The 16,061-nt window shown below is 63.6% G+C and carries 17 protein-coding genes; 7 read left to right on the plus strand and 10 right to left on the minus strand.

Translation table 11 applies throughout. The features are described 5' to 3' along the window. Positions 1-31: 31 nt before the first annotated feature. Positions 32-1,120: an ABC transporter ATP-binding protein gene (locus BLS48_RS12995; RefSeq protein WP_091578161.1), complete on the minus strand. Its 1,089-nt coding sequence runs from the start codon at positions 1,118-1,120 to the stop codon at positions 32-34. A 261-nt stretch (positions 1,121-1,381) separates the two neighbouring features. Between BLS48_RS12995 and BLS48_RS13000 the strand changes: the two genes are divergently transcribed. After that, positions 1,382-2,095, plus strand: coding sequence for a GntR family transcriptional regulator (locus tag BLS48_RS13000; protein ID WP_091578163.1), 714 nt, complete (start codon positions 1,382-1,384; stop codon positions 2,093-2,095). Between the two features lie 58 nt (positions 2,096-2,153). On the opposite strand, the gene BLS48_RS13005 is transcribed toward BLS48_RS13000, so the two are convergent. Beyond that, on the minus strand, positions 2,154-3,380 hold the full coding sequence (locus BLS48_RS13005; RefSeq protein WP_091578166.1) for a GNAT family N-acetyltransferase: 1,227 nt from the start codon (positions 3,378-3,380) through the stop codon (positions 2,154-2,156). Positions 3,381-3,471: 91 nt separating this feature from the next. Between BLS48_RS13005 and BLS48_RS13010 the strand changes: the two genes are divergently transcribed. Continuing rightward, a complete protein-coding gene (locus tag BLS48_RS13010; RefSeq protein WP_091578168.1) occupies positions 3,472-4,530 on the plus strand; it encodes a polysaccharide deacetylase family protein in 1,059 nt (352 codons plus the stop codon). A gap of 21 nt (positions 4,531-4,551) precedes the next feature. Here the strand turns inward: BLS48_RS13010 and BLS48_RS13015 are convergent, their stop codons facing one another. Further along, positions 4,552-4,767: a DUF2842 domain-containing protein gene (locus BLS48_RS13015; RefSeq protein WP_091578171.1), complete on the minus strand. Its 216-nt coding sequence runs from the start codon at positions 4,765-4,767 to the stop codon at positions 4,552-4,554. A 197-nt stretch (positions 4,768-4,964) separates the two neighbouring features. Between BLS48_RS13015 and BLS48_RS13020 the strand changes: the two genes are divergently transcribed. Further along, complete coding sequence (locus BLS48_RS13020; protein WP_091578172.1) at positions 4,965-6,056, plus strand: COX15/CtaA family protein; 1,092 nt, start codon at positions 4,965-4,967, stop codon at positions 6,054-6,056. Positions 6,057-6,084: 28 nt separating this feature from the next. On the opposite strand, the gene BLS48_RS13025 is transcribed toward BLS48_RS13020, so the two are convergent. Genes BLS48_RS13025 through speB form a run of 3 tightly spaced genes read right to left on the minus strand, consistent with a single transcriptional unit; the run spans position 6,085 to position 8,891 of the window. Next, on the minus strand, positions 6,085-6,924 hold the full coding sequence (locus BLS48_RS13025) for an aminoglycoside phosphotransferase family protein (protein ID WP_091578174.1): 840 nt from the start codon (positions 6,922-6,924) through the stop codon (positions 6,085-6,087). After that, the gene (argC, locus tag BLS48_RS13030) at positions 6,924-7,850 is read right to left on the minus strand and encodes an N-acetyl-gamma-glutamyl-phosphate reductase (protein WP_091578176.1); all 927 of its coding nucleotides are present in this window, start codon (positions 7,848-7,850) and stop codon (positions 6,924-6,926) included. The genes BLS48_RS13025 and argC overlap by 1 nt, the downstream gene beginning before the upstream one ends. A gap of 30 nt (positions 7,851-7,880) precedes the next feature. Next, positions 7,881-8,891 (minus strand): agmatinase, encoded by a 1,011-nt coding sequence (speB, locus tag BLS48_RS13035; RefSeq protein WP_091578177.1) that lies wholly within the window; start codon positions 8,889-8,891, stop codon positions 7,881-7,883. Between the two features lie 124 nt (positions 8,892-9,015). Between speB and BLS48_RS13040 the strand changes: the two genes are divergently transcribed. Further along, entirely contained in the window at positions 9,016-10,224 is a 1,209-nt protein-coding gene (locus BLS48_RS13040) for an acyltransferase family protein (RefSeq protein ID WP_091578179.1), read from the plus strand. A gap of 151 nt (positions 10,225-10,375) precedes the next feature. Further along, on the plus strand, positions 10,376-11,434 hold the full coding sequence (locus tag BLS48_RS13045; RefSeq protein ID WP_091578180.1) for a glycerophosphodiester phosphodiesterase family protein: 1,059 nt from the start codon (positions 10,376-10,378) through the stop codon (positions 11,432-11,434). Positions 11,435-11,494: 60 nt separating this feature from the next. Here BLS48_RS13045 and BLS48_RS13050 read toward each other — a convergent pair whose 3' ends face one another. Further along, on the minus strand, positions 11,495-12,367 hold the full coding sequence (locus BLS48_RS13050; RefSeq protein ID WP_091578182.1) for an aldo/keto reductase family oxidoreductase: 873 nt from the start codon (positions 12,365-12,367) through the stop codon (positions 11,495-11,497). Between the two features lie 91 nt (positions 12,368-12,458). On the opposite strand from BLS48_RS13050, the gene BLS48_RS13055 reads away from it, so the two are divergent. Further along, the gene (locus BLS48_RS13055) at positions 12,459-13,358 is read left to right on the plus strand and encodes a LysR family transcriptional regulator (protein WP_091578184.1); all 900 of its coding nucleotides are present in this window, start codon (positions 12,459-12,461) and stop codon (positions 13,356-13,358) included. Positions 13,359-13,456: 98 nt separating this feature from the next. Here the strand turns inward: BLS48_RS13055 and rpsI are convergent, their stop codons facing one another. The 3 genes from rpsI to BLS48_RS13070 all read right to left on the minus strand — a co-directional run bounded on the left by rpsI (position 13,457) and on the right by BLS48_RS13070 (position 15,085). Continuing rightward, complete coding sequence (gene rpsI / locus BLS48_RS13060) at positions 13,457-13,939, minus strand: 30S ribosomal protein S9 (RefSeq protein ID WP_091578186.1); 483 nt, start codon at positions 13,937-13,939, stop codon at positions 13,457-13,459. A 1-nt stretch (position 13,940) separates the two neighbouring features. After that, positions 13,941-14,405: a 50S ribosomal protein L13 gene (gene rplM, locus BLS48_RS13065; RefSeq protein WP_010915638.1), complete on the minus strand. Its 465-nt coding sequence runs from the start codon at positions 14,403-14,405 to the stop codon at positions 13,941-13,943. A gap of 215 nt (positions 14,406-14,620) precedes the next feature. Then, complete coding sequence (locus BLS48_RS13070) at positions 14,621-15,085, minus strand: PaaI family thioesterase (RefSeq protein WP_091578187.1); 465 nt, start codon at positions 15,083-15,085, stop codon at positions 14,621-14,623. A 153-nt stretch (positions 15,086-15,238) separates the two neighbouring features. On the opposite strand from BLS48_RS13070, the gene BLS48_RS13075 reads away from it, so the two are divergent. Next, positions 15,239-16,060, plus strand: a complete 822-nt coding sequence (locus tag BLS48_RS13075) for an enoyl-CoA hydratase (RefSeq protein ID WP_091578189.1) — start codon at positions 15,239-15,241, stop codon at positions 16,058-16,060. The last annotated feature ends 1 nt before the right edge of the window (position 16,061 follow it).

Consider the following 16,061-nt stretch of genomic DNA (forward strand, 5'->3'; position numbering starts at 1 on the left):
TATTCCCCTTTCTTGTTTTGCTTCGTTGACGTCATGAATGAAGGCGGCCGAGGACGATCGCGTCTTGCGGATCCCAGGCGAGCGGTACGGCGTCGCCGATGGCGACCGGTTTGGCGAAGAAGTCGGAATCGTCGACGATGACCGTGAAATCGCCGATGCCGGCGCCAGTGACGGAGAGCTTCACCGTGGCGCCGCGGTATTCGATGTTGGAGACGATGCCGGTGAAGCCGAGGCCGGGCGAGGGTGCGTCGCCGATGCGCACATGGTCGGTGCGGATGGCGATGTCGATCGGCTGTCCTGCTTCCTGTGACTTCCCGCTGGCGGTGAGCGAGCCACCGCCATTGACGTCGAAGACGACCATGCCGTCCTGGCTGCCGGTGACACGGCCGGAGATGACATTGTGGTCGCCCATGAAGCGCGCGACGAAGGCGGTGGCCGGTCGCTCGAACACGTCGCGCGGCGGGGCCGCCTGCTCGATGCGGCCGTCATTCATCACCACGATCAGGTCGGCAAGCGCCATCGCCTCCTCCTGGCTGTGGGTGACGTGGACGAAGGTGATACCGAGCGAGGTCTGCAGTTTCTTCAACTCGGCGCGCATGCGGATCTTCAGGAACGGATCGAGTGCCGACAGTGGTTCGTCGAGCAGCAGCGCCTCGGGATCGGTGATCAGCGCACGCGCCAGTGCCACGCGCTGCTGCTGGCCGCCGGAAAGCTGCGCGGGGCGGCGCGTGGCATAGGCCTCCATCTGCATCAGCTTGAGCATATCCAGCGCCTTGGCGCGGCGCTGTTCCTTGTCGACGCCCTTCATCTTGAGGCTGAAGGCGACATTGTCGATGAGGTCTAGATGCGGGAACAGCGCATAGGACTGGAACATCATTGCCGTGCCGCGCTTGGCCGGCGGCAGGTCCGTCACGACGGTATTTCCGAGGCGGACATCGCCGCTGGATATGCTCTCGTGGCCGGCGATCATGCGCAGCGTCGACGTCTTGCCGCAGCCGGAAGGGCCGAGCAGACAGCAATAGGTGCCGGCGGGAATCTTCAGGCTGATGTCCTCGACGGCGGTCGTCGTTCCATAGACTTTCGAAACGGACACGATGTCGATTTCGGCGGCTTTGGACATCAGGCTTCCCCGTTTGGTCGCATTAACCAAAGCATCATGCGTGCCAATCGCGAGGCGAGTGGCCAAGCGATTGAATCGTCGGCAGAATCCGGATTCTTGATCGCCGCTCACAGAATGGGCCGGTTTGTGCATTGCACAAATTATGGGCTATTGTGGGCGATATGCACAAAAATCGTATGCAATCTTTTTTGCCTTCGTGTTCACTTTGCCTCTCGTGCTGGCCTCGCGAGTCGCGTTAGAAGGGGGGCAGGACAATCCGCCATGAACATCGCCGACCAGGTTTATTCAGCCGCCGACAGCGCCACGCAGGATCGCGCCCAGACGATCCGCGACCAGCTGCGCGATGCCATTGTCGATCGCCGGCTGGCGCCAGGCACCAAGCTGTCGGAAGGCGAGGTCGGCACGTTGTTCGATGTCTCCCGCACTGTCGCACGCGCGGCCCTGCAGATGCTGTCCTTTGAAGGGCTGGTGCGCACCGAGCGCAACCGTGGCGCCTTCGTCGCCAACCCGTCGCCAGAGGAGGCGCGCCAGGTATTCGCCTCGCGCCGTCTGATCGAGCCGGGCATTGCCATCGCCGCCTGCGGGCGCGTCACCGCCGCCGACATCGTCGCCTTCAAGGCGCAGCTCGACGAGGAGGGGCGCTTCATCGCCGAGCGCGGCCCACATGCGCGACGCTCCGAAATCAAGGCGTCGGGCGACTTCCATCTGCTGCTGGCCTCGGTTGCCGGCAATGCCATCCTGCAGCGCTTCATGGAGGAACTGGTGGCGCGCTCGTCGCTGGTCATCGCCCTTTATGGGCGATCCGGAGCGTCAGCCTGCGGGCATAGCGAGCACACCGGCATTGTCGGCGCGCTGGAGAGCCGCGATTCCGGGCTGGCGAGCCGGCTGATGCTGCACCACATCGACCATATCGAGGCGGATCTCGATCTGCGCGTCAGGGCCGGCCCGGCGCTCAGGGAAGCCCTGAATTTCTGAGGCCGGCCTCAAACTGATAGATAAAGCCTCATCCCGATTCCGCCGGATGAAAGGGACTCTAGCCTTCGTCCTCGGTGCGAGCCGCTGTCTGTCCCGCCGCCTTGCGGCGCAGCATCTTGGTCAGCTTCCAGACCGTCGGGCTATTCTTGATGACGGCCTTCAGCCGCGCTCCTTGCCGGAGCGTCAGCGCCAGCGCGCGGCCCTTCAGGGTCAAGGGAAAAAGTACTTCGAAATGCTGGGTTTCGATATCGCACCACAGCCGTTTGTAGGGCTCGTCGCCGACGGAGAAATCATAGACCTCGAAACCGGTCTCGCAGGCTTCCTGGATATTGTCGAAGAACAGGAAGTCGCCCGGGCTGGTATGGCCGAGATCGTCCTCGGCGATCGCTCCGAACTCGCAGATCAGGCGTTTGCCCGAACGGCTTGACCCTGTGATGGCACGCAGCTTGCCGGCAACCTCGAGCCCGTGCAGCACGAAGGAAGGCTTGTCCTCGGCAAGCGCTTGCGTGAACAGCGCGCGGAAGAAGGCACGCACTTGCTCGTCGCCGAAGACGTTGGTGATACCCATCTTGCGGAAGCGGAACTCCTTCATCTCGAAGAAGGCGTCGAGCAGCCTGTTCACCTCGTCCGCAGTCGTGGCCTCGATGCGGCGATGGGTGCCGAAGGCCTCGAACTTGCGCATCTGCGAGCGGTGCTTCTTGCGCTTGCGCTTGCCGCTGGCGCGCAGCAGCAGTGCATCGAAGCCATCGGCGAGATCAACAGCCAGCGACAGATTGGGGCTGGCGAAATGGTCAAACGAGACAAGTGGATTGGCGACGCCATCGAGATCGGGCAGCAATCTTTCCAGTGCCAGGAGATCGATGTCCGGACGTGCCTTGGTAATGGCGGTCAGCATCGATCGGATGGCCGGGATATCCGGTCTGGTCAGCCATTGCGGATCGACGGCGATGAAGTTGCCGTTGGCGTGGCGCCCCCCCATGAAGCGGGCGACGCGGAACGGTCCGGTGCCGCTGACCTCCAGGGCCAGCGAGAAAACCGGCCTGCCTTCGGCGCTCAGCGTCGCGACGAGCAGATCCGGTCCGAGCTGCCCGGCCCAGTTCAGGACCCAGGCAGCACTCTGCGCCGGCGCAAACAGCGCCGAGCGGCAGAACTCGGCATAGGCCGTGAGGCCCTCGGCGGACACCACGGATGTCGACGGCCCGGCCTGGTCCCGCGGCAAGGCGCGGGGCGACGCCTCAGTTGCCGCAAGCCGATTGCCGTCAAATGACGCTGTTGCGTCAACCATACCTCAATCCTTAGGGCGTATTGATCGCGATTTGGGGGTTCGCGCAGGCGCATTCCGTGCTTGGATCAGCCTAGGCGCAAAAGGTGAATGAATGATCGACGGAGGCGAGGCAATCCGGAAACTGGCGCTGAACGTCGCCCGCTATACCGGTCTCGCACCGCTGGCCAAGCCGTTCATTGGCGGCATTGGCGCCATCCTGATGCTGCACCGCGTCACCGCGACGCCTGAAAAGCCTGACAGCGTCAACCGGCATCTGAATATCGCGCCCGGCTTCCTTGACGCCGTGATTGCCGACATGAAGGCGAGCGGCTATGCCTTCGTTTCGATGGACGAAGCGGTTGAGCGCATCAAGGCAGGCGGCAAGGGCGGCCAGTTTGCCACTATCACCGCCGATGATGCCTATCGTGACAACATGACCGAGGCACTGCCGATGCTGGAAAAGCACTGCGCGCCGATCACCATCTATGTCGCGCCCGGGCTGATCAGCGGTACCGCCGATCTGTGGTGGGATGTGGTCGAGGATATCGTCAATGTGGGTACCCGGCTGACCTTGAATACCCCGGGCGGCCCGTTGACGGTCGACTGTTCGACCCCGGCCAAAAAGCTTCAGGCCAACGCACGCCTGCATGCCTACCTCACCTCGGAAGTCCGCGAGGAGGACCTGCGGGCCGTGCTGCGTGACCTGGCGAATGCAACAGGCGTCGACGCTGACGGCCCGCGTCTGCGGACACTGATGAACTGGGATGAAATCCGCGGCATGGCCGCGCATCCGCTGGTGACGATCGGCGCCCATACGATCAACCACAGCAATCTGAAGCGGCTTTCCGAAGCCGATGCGCGGCACGAGATCGGCGCCGTGCGCGGCCTGTTGCAGGCCGAACTCGGCGAAGAACCGCGCCATTTCGCTTATCCCTATGGCTATGCCAGCGCGGTAGGTTGCCGCGAAGTGGGGTTCGCCCGCGACGCCGGCTATACCTCCGCCGTGACGACGCGCCACGGTGTGCTGCGCGCCGAACATGCCGGCTTCCTGCACGCCTTGCCGCGCATTTCCGTCAACGGCCGCTACCAGAGCCTTGCCCACATCCGCACCATGCTGTCGGGCGTGACGACCCCGCTCGCCAACGCCGGCAAGATGCTCGTGACGATCTGACGCCAGCAGGCAGGCTTCCGCTCAGCGCTTGGCCCGTGGCTCCAGCATCAGCCACTTGATGATGCCCATCGCCGGCAGCACCCACAGCAGGCCGCTGAGCAGGAAGAACAGGAAGTGCACCCACGGTCCCGACTCCGACAGCCGGGCGATGGCGAAGATCGATGCGAGCAGCGCATAGATGATGACCAGCGCCACCAGCAGAAACATTCCGATCAGCTTTTTCAGGCGCACGGGCATGGATGGCCTCCTGGTCGAGCCTGTCGGGAACCCGGACAAGGATCCCGGCGAGCTCAGGGTGTTGGCCTCGCATAGGCCTTGAAGCGAAGCGGTGCAACCCGGCAGACGCGGCGCGACGGCGTGCCGCGCCGCCTGGTCTTGCCAGCAGGAGTGCGATGGTCCACCAATCCGCGAAACCAACCTGCCGGGACAAGACCATGGCTGCCATATCAGTTGCCGCGCCATTTGTGGCTCGCGACCGCGACCTGCACAACCGGGCACTTCTGCGCGGCTGGCTCTATGTCGTGCTTCTGGTGCTGTTCGCGCTGGTGCTGGTCGGCGGCACCACAAGGCTCACTGATTCCGGTCTGTCGATCACCGAGTGGAAGCCGATCCACGGCGTGATACCGCCGCTCAACGATGCTGAGTGGCAAGAGGAATTCCAGCTCTATCAGCAGATCCCGCAATATGCCGAGCTCAACAAGGGCATGAGCATCGAGGCGTTCAAGTCGATTTTCTGGTGGGAATGGGCGCATCGTATCCTGGCACGCAGCGTCGGCCTGGTCTTTGCCTTGCCGCTGCTGTTCTTCTGGGCAACGCGCCGCATCGAACGCGGCCTGGGGCCGAAACTGGCGGGCATTCTCCTCCTTGGCGGCCTGCAGGGCGCCATCGGCTGGTGGATGGTGGCCTCCGGTCTGGTCGACCGGGTTTCCGTCAGCCAGTACCGGCTGGCGACCCACCTGACGATGGCGGCGCTGATCTTCACGGCGACCATGGTCGTTGCGCGCGGGCTGGCGCCGCATTCCGAACCCGCCGCCGATCGTTCGACGCAGCGTCTGGCCGGCTTCATCGTGCTTCTGGCGCTGATCCAGATCTATCTCGGCGGCCTGGTGGCCGGGCTCGATGCGGGCCTCAGCTACAACACCTGGCCGCTGATGGACGGCAAGCTGATACCGGGGGATCTACTGATCCTCGAGCCGGCGTGGCGCAATTTCTTCGAAAGTCCGAAGACGGTGCAGTTCGTCCATCGCCTCGGTGCCTACACGGTTTTCGCCGTCGCGCTCTGGCACATGATCGCCACCCGGATACGCCTGCCGGGCTCAACCCACGCCCGCCGCGCGACACTGTTGTTTGTGCTGGTGCTGGTGCAGGCCTCGATCGGCATCGGCACGCTGCTGATGCAGGTGCCGCTGCATATGGCACTTACCCATCAGGGCTTTGCGCTGATCGTGCTGGGCTTTGCCACCGCGCATTGGCGCGGCACCAAGGGCGCTTATCCCTTGCCGCAGGATGTCGTGCTCAGGAGTTGATGCGGAGCCTCTCGGCCCGTCCCTGAGGTCAGAAATTCGCCCGTACCGCGCGGATCGCCCCCGCGATCGACAGTTCGCGGTTCTCATCGACCGCGTTGTCGTCCTCGTGGTGCCAGGCCGCCGACAGGCAGCCATAGGCGATGGCATGGTCCAGTATCGCCGCCGGTGACTGCCCAAGCGTCTTGGCAAAGACTTCGGCCATGTCCGCGATCCGCTGGAGATCGAGGCAGAGCGCGTCGCGGTCGAGCGGGTTGTAGAACATGTTGGCGGCGTCGAAGCCGGGGTCGCCGAGCACGCCCTTCGAATCGATCACCAGCCAGCCGCGCGGCCCGTGCAGGATGTTGTCGTGGTGAAGATCGCCATGCAGCGGCCTGATGTCATGCGGATTGGACAGCAACCGTTCGGCGATGGCGGCGGCCTCGACATAGAGGCTGTCATCGCCGGCATCGCGATCGGTCGCGGCTTTCCTGAACAGGCTGGCGTACCGCTCCCTGAGCGGCTGAAGCTCGGGCGGGTAGGGATGTTTGGATGGCGAAAACAGCTTCGCCATCACCTCCGCCGCGACCGCGGTCGCAGCGGTATCGCCCTTTTCATCGAGAACCCGCGTAAGCAACATGTCACCAGCATATTCGAGCAGCATGCTGTGGCCATCGCGGCCAAGCAGGCGCACCGCGCCTTCGCCGCGCCGCCAGGCGAGGAAATGCTCGCCACGCAATTCGTCGGCGACATCGTCGAAAGGTTTGAGCGCCTTGACGACGGCCGGCGAGCCGTCGTCGCGAACAACCTTCCAGATGCGGCTTGAAAAAGTCTCGGCAATGAGTTCTGGCGCACTGACTTTCCAGCGCGCCGGCAAGGCTGGTGCGTCCATCAGAGACCGAGCATCAGGTCCATGTTCTGCACGGCGGCACCCGACGCTCCCTTGCCGAGATTGTCGTAGACCGCCAGCAGCAGCGCCTGCGCGCGTTTGTCGTTGGCGAAGACATAGACCCTCATCCGGTTGGTGCCGTTGTAGATCTCCGGATCGATCTCCGGCATGCGCTCCAGATGCACATAGGGCGCCACCTCGACCACGCCGCCCTTGATGGCGGCGAAATGGTCGGCGATGGCCGCGTGAAGCTCCGCACCCGTCGGCACGTGGTCGAGACCACCAAGCTGCAGCGGCACCACCGTGATCATGCCTTGGGCGAAATTGCCGACCGCCGGCTGCATGATCGGGTCATGCGACAGCCTGGCATAGGCCCTCAGTTCCGGGACATGCTTGTGCTGCAGGGTAAGGCCATAGGGCAGGAATTCCGAAGCGTCCTCGCCCTTGGCGACATAGTCCTCGATCATCGGGCGTCCGCCGCCCGAATAGCCTGAAATGCCGTTGACCGTGATCGGGAAATCCGCCGGCAGCAGGCCGGCGGTGACCAGCGGCCGCAATGTCGCGATCGGTCCCTGCGGCCAGCAGCCGGGGTTGGCGACGCGCTTCGCCGAGGCGATAGTCTTCGCCTGTTCCTTGTCCATTTCGGCGAAGCCATACGCCCAGCCTTCGGCCACGCGATGCGCCGTCGACGCATCGATGACCTTGGTGGTGTCGTTGGCGATCAGCGAGACGCTTTCCTTCGCCGCGTCGTCCGGCAGGCACAGGATCGCGATATCGGCGGCGTTGAGAAACTCTGCCCGCGCCGCCGTTTCCTTGCGACGCTCGGCAGGAATGGAAATGATCTCCAGGTCGCCGCGCTCGGCAAGCAGCGCGCGAATCTGCAGGCCGGTGGTGCCGTGCTCGCCGTCGATGAAGATTTTCGGTTTCATTGCCTGATCAAATTCCCTGATATTTCAAGACTATATGCCTTGACCATGATTCACTGTGGCGCCGTTGTGATTGCCGTTGTTGTTCATCTCTTCAAGCCGGGCCTTTCGCTCCGCCAGCAGGCCGAGATACTGCATCGCCACCATCGAGCCGGCGATCGCCGTTATATCGGCGTGATCATAGGCCGGCGCAACCTCCACCACATCGGCGCCGACAATATCGACCTGGTTGAGCTGGCGCAGCGTCGACAGGATCTTCGCCGAGGACGGCCCGCCCGCAACCGGCGTGCCGGTGCCGGGCGCATAGGCCGGATCGAGGCAGTCGATGTCGAAGGTGAGATAGGTCTTCCTGCCGCCGGTGCGGTCGACAGTGGCGTAGGCGATGTCGGAAGCCCGCATCTCCTCGATCTCGTGGCCGTAGAGGATCTTGATGCCGAATGTGTCAGGCGCATGGGTGCGAATGCCGATCTGGATCGAGCGGTCTGGATCGATGATGCCTTCTTTCACGGCGCGGCCGACGAAGGACCCATGGTCGATGCGCTTGCCGTCGTCCGGCCAGGTATCCTGGTGGGCATCGAACTGCACCAAAGCGAGTGGACCGTGGATGGCGGCATGCGCCTTGAGCAGCGGCCAGGTCACGAAATGGTCGCCACCCAACGTCAACAGGAAGGCACCCGACTTCAGGATCTTCGCCGCCTCGCGCTCGATCGTCCCCGGCGTCTTCTGGTGGTTGCCCGAGTCGAGCAGGCAATCGCCATAGTCGACCACCGCCAGATGCTCGAACAGATCGCGTGAAAACGGGTATTGCGGGTCGTTGTCGAGGATCGCCGAGGCGCGGCGAATCGCCTGCGGCCCGAAACGGGCGCCGGGCCGGTTGGTGACGGCGGCGTCGAACGGAATGCCCCATACCACCGCGTCCGCGCCCTTCACGTCCTTCGTGTATTTGCGCCGCATGAACGACAGCGCGCCGGAATAGGTCGGCTCGAGGGCGCCGCCCGTTTTAGAACGGGCGGTGAAGGCGTGGTCGATGTTCTTGTTCGCCATTACGGATCCTCGTTTTTCATCGGGGTGCAACAACTACAGAACCGGCACGGAAGATGCCAGTCACAGCTTGGCGAGACGAAATGGCGCCGCTCGAGTGCCGCGGCAAGACAGGATTTGTATCATCATGACGCAGACGGCGTTCCTCAATCCCTCTCGCGCCATGGTGTCGACCCACGCCGGCACGATCGCGGGTGAACGCTTCCTGGTTCTCGATTCGTGGCGCGGCATCTGCGCGCTTCTGGTGGCGCTGTTCCATTTCCCGACCGCTTCGATGGTTTCGCAAAGCGCCTTCATCGGCTCGTCCTACCTTTTCGTCGACTTCTTCTTCGTTCTCTCCGGTTTCGTCATCGCCAGCAGTTACGGCAATCGGCTGAATCAGCCGGAAGAGGTCGCTCGCTTTGCACTGGTCCGTTTCGGTCGCATCTACCCGCTGCATCTCATCATGCTCGCCGCCTTTGCCGGTTTCGAACTGCTTCGGCTGATGCTGCCACAACTGCATGGCACCGGGGCCGCTCCTTTCACCGGTGGTTTCGACCTCAAGAGCCTGGTTGCCAATCTGCTGTTGCTGCAGGGTGTCGGTTTCGAGGATCAGTTGACCTGGAATGCGCCTAGCTGGAGCATTTCGGCGGAGTTCTTCGCCTATCTCCTGTTTGCCGGCGTGGTCTTCGTCGCCGGCGCGCGCGCCTGGGTATGGTTCGTCGCCGCTGCGGTCACCGCGCCGCTGTTCCTGCTCGGATTTTCGACCCATCATATGGATGTGTCTTTCGATTTCGGCTTCATCCGCTGCCTGTACGGCTTCTCGCTGGGTGCCCTGCTGGCCTGGTTTCAACATGATTCCATTGCAGGGGCGCGACAGGCGCTCGCCAGGGGTGGCCCACGCATGGCCTGGACCCTTGCCGAGATTGTCATGGTGGCGGTCATCGTGCTTTTCGTCTCGCTGGCGGGCGACAGTGATCTCGGCATCGCGGCACCCCTGGTGTTCGCGCTGGCGCTGTTTCTCTTCGCCCATGAAGGCGGCTGGGTCAGCGCCTTGCTCCGGACGCCGTTCATGCTGACGCTCGGCGCGCTGTCCTACTCGATCTACATGGTCCATATCTTCGTCCAGGCGCGGCTGATCAACGTCGCCGGGCTCGTCGAACGCAAGCTCGACTACGGCCTGATCGGTGACATCGTGCTGCGCGGCCAGCCCGCGACGGGCTTTGGCGCCGGCTGGATCGGGTCCGTGGCGATCACCGTCATGCTCGTCGCCACCATCGCCGTTTCCTGGATCACCTGGCGCTTTTTCGAAATGCCGGCCATGGCGTGGTTCCGCCGGCTTTCGAAACGCATCTGACGCTCAGCTCTCGCGAGCATGATCCCGAAAAGTGGCAACCGGTTTTCGGAAAGGATCATGCTCAAACAAGACATCGGCTAGCCGGCTTCGTTCACCTGGATGTCACGGGCATCGCCTATCCGGGTCTCGATCCGGCAAGGAGCGATTCTCGATGCGAACCGTCTGGCTGAGCCTTCTGCTTTCCACCGCGCTGATGGCGTCTGTTGGCGCGGCCGGTGCCGAAGAGAGCCGCGCCAGGCAGATTCTCGACCGCTTCGAGCGCGCCAACCAGTGGCGCGACCATGTCATGGTGGCCGCGCATCGCGCCGGCAGCATGCAGGCCGGCAAGACGCTCTATGCGGAGAATTCGATCGCCGCCGTGGAAGGCTCGATCGCCATGGGCGCCGAAATCGTCGAGGTCGACATCAGGCGCTCGAAGGACGGCGAGTTCGTCGTCATGCATGACAGCTGGCTCGACCGCACCACGACCTGCAAGGGCGAGGTGGTCAAATACACGCTGGCCGAACTCAAGACCTGTCGGCTGGTGGTTGAGGGCACTGGCGTCGTCACCAATGAGACGGTTTCGACGCTGCGCGAGATGCTGGCGGCCACAAGGGACCGGATTCTCATCAATCTTGACAACAAGCTCGATGTCGAAAGTCTGCCCGGCATGATCGCCGTCGCCCGCGACCTCGGCATGGCCGAGCAGGTCATCGTCAAAGAGAACCTGTGGAATCCACAGCGGATTGCCACGGTCAAGGCGGCCATGGGTGCCATCGGCGGCGCCTTCCAGTTCATGCCGATCATAGCCGATGACGCGGTACATGATGCCGGTTTCGCCGAGACTGTCGACCACGCCTTCTCGCCGCGCGCGATCGAACTGATCAACTGGCGGGCGGGCGCCGAGAAACTGACCGAGACCGGCGGACCGCTTTTCAGCACCCGCATGCGCGCGGCCGCGGTGCGAGGCAACTGGCACATCTGGGCCGACACCTACGCCATCGTCAACAAGCCGGGCGGCTTCCTTGCCGGCGGCCGCGGCGACGAGCTGGCGGTCCGGGCCAGCCTGCCGCGCGAAAGCTGGGGTTTCTGGGCCGATCGCGGCGCCACCATCATCCAGACCGACGAGCCGAAGGCGGCAATCGACTGGTTGGCGGCGAACGGTTACCGGGTGCCTTATGCCGATGAGGCGCGGCCGGCTGAGCCCGCCAACACGGCGAGCATCAACTAGGCCGGATCGAAGCGCGCGACTGGGCGCGTAAGCTATCTTGGAAAGATAGCCAGCCGACCGTCAGGCGGCTGCCGCCACGCCGTCCAGTTTCGTGAGCACATCGTCCGAAAGCACGAGTTCGCCAGCGGCGAGGTTCTCCCGCAGATGCGCGACCGACGATGTGCCGGGGATCAGCAGGATGTTGGGCGAACGGTGAAGCAACCAGGCGAGCGCGACCTGCATGGCGGTGGCGCCGAGGCGCGTGGCGACGTCCGATAAAGTTGATGACTGCAGCGGATTGAAGCCACCGAGCGGGAAGAACGGCACATAGGAGATGCCGTCACGGGCAAGGTCGTCGATCAGGGCGTCGTCGCCGCGATGCGCCAGATTGTACTGGTTCTGCACGCAGACGATCTCGGTGATCCGGCGTCCCTCCGCGATTTGCGCTGACGTCACGTTGCTCAAGCCGATATGCCTGATCAGGCCCTGCCGCTGAAGCTCGGCCAGCACGGTGAGCGGCGCTTCGATCGACCCTTCGGCGGGACCATGGGTGTCGAACATGATGCGAAGGTTGACCACGTCCAGCGCCTCAAGGCCGAGATTGTGCAAATTGTCGTGCACCGCCTGGGTCAGCGCTTCGGGAGAAAAGGCCGGCAGCCACGATCCATCCGTGCCGCGCCGGGCGCCGATCTTGGTGACGATGACGAGATCGTTCGGGTAGGGTGACAGCGCTTCGCGGATCAGCCGGTTGGTGATGTGCGGGCCATAGAAGTCGCTGGTGTCGATGTGGTCGACCCCTTGGACAACGGCTTCGCGCAGCACGGCCAGTGCCGCGTCATGGTCCCTGGGCGGCCCGAACACACCGGGCCCCGCTAGCTGCATGGCACCGTAGCCAAGACGCTTTACGGTGCGGCTGCCGAGGGTGGATGTTTCGGCCTGGTCGATATTGGACATGAGTGGTCTCCTTTGAGGAGGCGAAGATAGGCGCTGCTCAATCTCGGGATAATCAGGTACAATCCACACAGGCTGTGCGGATTGGCGAACAATGATGGACCTCAGCGATCTGAACGCGTTCGTGGCGGTGGCGCGGGCCGGGGGTTTTCGCGATGGCGCGCGTGCGAGCGGCGGCAGCGCCTCCGGCTTGAGTGAGGCGGTGCGACGCCTCGAGGCACAGCTCGGCGTCAGGCTGTTCAACCGCACGACGCGCAGTGTTGTCCCGACCGAGGCGGGCCTCAGCCTGCTGGGTCGGCTCGGCCCGGCGCTGTCGGAGGTGGAGGCGGCGCTCGACGTGTTGAATGGCTTTCGCGACAGGCCGGCGGGCTCGTTGCGTCTCAATGTGCCGGTCAGCGCCGCGCGACTGATATTGCCCGACATCGTTCCGGGCTTCCTCGCCGCGTATCCCGGCATCCGGCTGGAGGTGATCGCCGATGAGAACTTCGTCGACGTGCTGGCGGCCGGGTGCGACGCCGGCATCCGCTACGACGAGCGGCTGGAACAGGACATGATCGCGGTGCCGATCGGACCGCGCCTCCAGCATTTCGCCACCGCCGCCAGCCCCGCCTATCTCGATCGCCATGGGCGCCCTGAACACCCGAGCGACCTGCTCGGCCACGCTTGCCTGCGCGGCCGCTTTGCCAGCGGTTCGATGCTGCCGTGGGAATTCGAGCGTGACGGCGAGGTGGTACGGGTAGATCCGACGGGGCCACTGATCGTGCGGATCGGTGGGGCGACCGATCTTGCCGTCCATGCGGCCATGGCCGGCACCGGCATCATCGGCCTCTTCGAGGGCTGGCTTCGGCCTCACTTCGAGAGCGGCGCCCTCGAGCCCGTGCTCGAACCGTGGTGGCAGAGCTTCTCCGGACCGTTCCTCTATTATCCCGGTCGGCGCCTCGTGCCGGCCCCGCTGCGTGCTTTCATCGACTTCATCAAGGCCGGTAGACCCTGAGATTTGTCGTCATTCGACGGGTGCGGCGGCTGTCTGGTGAGTGCAAAAAGAAAGGCCGCCCGGAGGCGGCCTTTCGATTGTCTGAAGCTGCGTAGCGCTTAGCGCTTCGAGAACTGGAACGAGCGGCGGGCTTTCGCCTTGCCGTACTTCTTGCGCTCGACGACGCGGCTGTCGCGGGTCAGGAAGCCACCCTTCTTGAGCACGGCGCGCAGCGTCGGCTCGTAGTAGGTCAGCGCCTTGGAGATGCCGTGACGCACCGCGCCGGCCTGGCCGGAGAGGCCGCCGCCGACAACGGTGGCGACGATGTCGTACTGGCCCGAACGGTTGGCGGCGATGATCGGCTGGTTGAGGATCATCTGCAGGACCGGACGCGCGAAATAGGTCGCGAATTCCTTGTCGTTGACGACGATCTTGCCGGAACCCGGCTTCACCCAAACACGCGCGATGGCGTTCTTGCGCTTGCCGGTGGCATAGGCGCGGCCCGACTTGTCGAGCTTCTGGACGTGGACGGGGGCCGCCGGCTGCGTGTTGGTGTTGCCGGTGGCGGCGCCCAGTTCTGCGAGCGAGGAAAGCTCAGCCATCTTATGCGACCTTCTTGTTCTTGGAATTCAGCTTGGCCACGTCGAGAACCTCGGGCTGCTGGGCGACATGCGGATGCTCGGCGCCTGCATAGACGCGCAGGTTCTTCATCTGGCGACGGCCGAGCGGGCCACGCGGGACCATGCGCTCAACGGCCTTCTCGACGACGCGCTCGGGGAAACGACCCTCGAGCAGCTGGCGCGCGGTGCGCTCCTTGATGCCGCCGGGGTGGCCGGTGTGCCAGTAATAGACCTTGTCGGTGAACTTCTTGCCGGTGAACACCACCTTGTCGGCATTGATGACGATGACGTTGTCGCCGTCGTCGACATGCGGGGTGAAGGTCGGCTTGTGCTTGCCGCGAAGATGATTGGCGATGACAGTGGCGAGACGGCCGACGACGAGACCCTCGGCGTCGATCAGGATCCACTTCTTCACCACATCCGCAGGCTTCTGCGAAAAGGTTGTCATGGTTTTCTGCTTTCGGTTCGGACCTTCACGAGGAAGGCGTTTCTTGTTGCTTGGATTGGCGATGAGACGCTGTCCGTCGCCAATAACAAAACGGCGGCCTTTGCGGGCCGCTGCTTCGTGAGGGCTTATAGGCGAGGGCAGTTGTTGCGTCAAGGCGCGTGAAAAGTCTTGAAGCAGGAAAAGAGAAGCAAAAACAATGCCTTGAGTAAAAGGTATTATTTTACCACATCGCTATTTCGCTTCGGTGGGATCGAGTAGGTGCCCGTTGCGTGCGCGATCGTATGTCCTTCCGGGCCGGCGACGATGTCGATGTCGAACACCATCAGGCTCTTTCCCAGCTTCACAATGCGGCAATGGCCGTCGATCGGTCCGGCCTCGGCCTTGCGCACGAAATTGATGTTGAGATTGGTGGTGACCGAGAGCGCATCAGGCCCGGCATGCGAAAGCACACAGACATAGCCGCCGATGTCGGCCAGCGTGAACAGTGACGGGCCGGACACCGTGCCACCGGGGCGCAGGTGTCGTTCGCCGGCATTGAGTCGCACAATGCAGCCGCCTGGGAACACGTCGATCGCCTCGTAATATCTGAACTGCTCATTGAGCTGCGGATAGACGGTTTCCATCAGCACATTGACTTGCGCCGCGGTCAGCACGGGCTTGAGATTGGTCTGGGCAGGCATGTCGGCCTCTCGTGTTGCACCAGCCTGTATGAGCGCAGCACGGCGTTTCTGGCAACAGCTCCGTCCCCTGGCGCAAGCGATGGGGTGTTGGATGAAACCCGATCCGATATTAGATACTCTGCCAGCCCGAGCGGAATCGAGGAGACCTTATTCATGGCCGAAATCCTTGCCATCAAGCCTGCCGCCGTTGACGGTCCGGTCGCCGCACGGCTGGACAAGGGCGTGCTGCGGCTGACACTGGCCAATCCACCCGCCAACGCCTTGTCGCTTTCGGTGATGGCGGCGCTGATGGCGGAACTCGATCGCGCCAACGCCGACAGGGCCGTTCGCGTCATCGTGCTGTCGGCGGCCGGCAAGGTGTTCTGCGCCGGCCATGATCTCAAGGAATTGACCGCGCGCCGCGCCGACGCCGATCATGGCAAGGCCTTCTTCGAAGAGACGTTTGCGGCCTGCGCCGCACTGATGCAGGCGATCGTGCGTCATCCCCTGCCGGTGATTGCCGAGGTGGACGGCCTGGCCACCGCCGCCGGGTTGCAACTGGTCGCCAGTTGCGACCTGGCGATCTCCTCGCATGAGGCGACCTTCTGCACGCCGGGCGTCAACATCGGACTGTTCTGCTCGACGCCGATGGTGGCGCTGTCGCGCAACGTCTCGCGCAAGCATGCGATGGAGATGCTGTTGACCGGCGAGACGATCGATGCGGCAACCGCCAAGGAGTTCGGCCTCGTGAACCGCGTCGTGCCGCGCGAATATCTGAATCAGATTGTCACCAAATACGCGCAAACCATTGCTTCCAAATCGTCTTTGGTGGTGAAGACCGGCAAGGAAGCCTTTTACGCGCAGGCCGAAATGGGACTGGCTGACGCCTATGGCTACACCGGCCGCATCATGGTCGAGAACATGCTGGCGCGCGACGCCGAGGAAGGCATCGGCGCCTTCATCGGCAAGCGCAAGCCGGAATGGACGGACGAGTAGT

It is taken from the genome of Mesorhizobium qingshengii (genome assembly GCF_900103325.1).
GTDB classification, from domain to species: Bacteria; Pseudomonadota; Alphaproteobacteria; order Rhizobiales; family Rhizobiaceae; genus Mesorhizobium; species Mesorhizobium qingshengii.

Coding starts and splice junctions, on each gene's coding strand:
- BLS48_RS12995 (WP_091578161.1), bottom strand. CDS start 1,120: ATGTCCAAAGCCGCCGAAATCGACATCGTGTCCGTTTCGAAAGTCTAT.
- BLS48_RS13000 (WP_091578163.1), top strand. CDS start 1,382: ATGAACATCGCCGACCAGGTTTATTCAGCCGCCGACAGCGCCACGCAG.
- BLS48_RS13005 (WP_091578166.1), bottom strand. CDS start 3,380: ATGGTTGACGCAACAGCGTCATTTGACGGCAATCGGCTTGCGGCAACT.
- BLS48_RS13010 (WP_091578168.1), top strand. CDS start 3,472: ATGATCGACGGAGGCGAGGCAATCCGGAAACTGGCGCTGAACGTCGCC.
- BLS48_RS13015 (WP_091578171.1), bottom strand. CDS start 4,767: ATGCCCGTGCGCCTGAAAAAGCTGATCGGAATGTTTCTGCTGGTGGCG.
- BLS48_RS13020 (WP_091578172.1), top strand. CDS start 4,965: ATGGCTGCCATATCAGTTGCCGCGCCATTTGTGGCTCGCGACCGCGAC.
- BLS48_RS13025 (WP_091578174.1), bottom strand. CDS start 6,924: ATGGACGCACCAGCCTTGCCGGCGCGCTGGAAAGTCAGTGCGCCAGAA.
- argC (WP_091578176.1), bottom strand. CDS start 7,850: ATGAAACCGAAAATCTTCATCGACGGCGAGCACGGCACCACCGGCCTG.
- speB (WP_091578177.1), bottom strand. CDS start 8,891: ATGGCGAACAAGAACATCGACCACGCCTTCACCGCCCGTTCTAAAACG.
- BLS48_RS13040 (WP_091578179.1), top strand. CDS start 9,016: ATGACGCAGACGGCGTTCCTCAATCCCTCTCGCGCCATGGTGTCGACC.
- BLS48_RS13045 (WP_091578180.1), top strand. CDS start 10,376: ATGCGAACCGTCTGGCTGAGCCTTCTGCTTTCCACCGCGCTGATGGCG.
- BLS48_RS13050 (WP_091578182.1), bottom strand. CDS start 12,367: ATGTCCAATATCGACCAGGCCGAAACATCCACCCTCGGCAGCCGCACC.
- BLS48_RS13055 (WP_091578184.1), top strand. CDS start 12,459: ATGATGGACCTCAGCGATCTGAACGCGTTCGTGGCGGTGGCGCGGGCC.
- rpsI (WP_091578186.1), bottom strand. CDS start 13,939: ATGGCTGAGCTTTCCTCGCTCGCAGAACTGGGCGCCGCCACCGGCAAC.
- rplM (WP_010915638.1), bottom strand. CDS start 14,405: ATGACAACCTTTTCGCAGAAGCCTGCGGATGTGGTGAAGAAGTGGATC.
- BLS48_RS13070 (WP_091578187.1), bottom strand. CDS start 15,085: ATGCCTGCCCAGACCAATCTCAAGCCCGTGCTGACCGCGGCGCAAGTC.
- BLS48_RS13075 (WP_091578189.1), top strand. CDS start 15,239: ATGGCCGAAATCCTTGCCATCAAGCCTGCCGCCGTTGACGGTCCGGTC.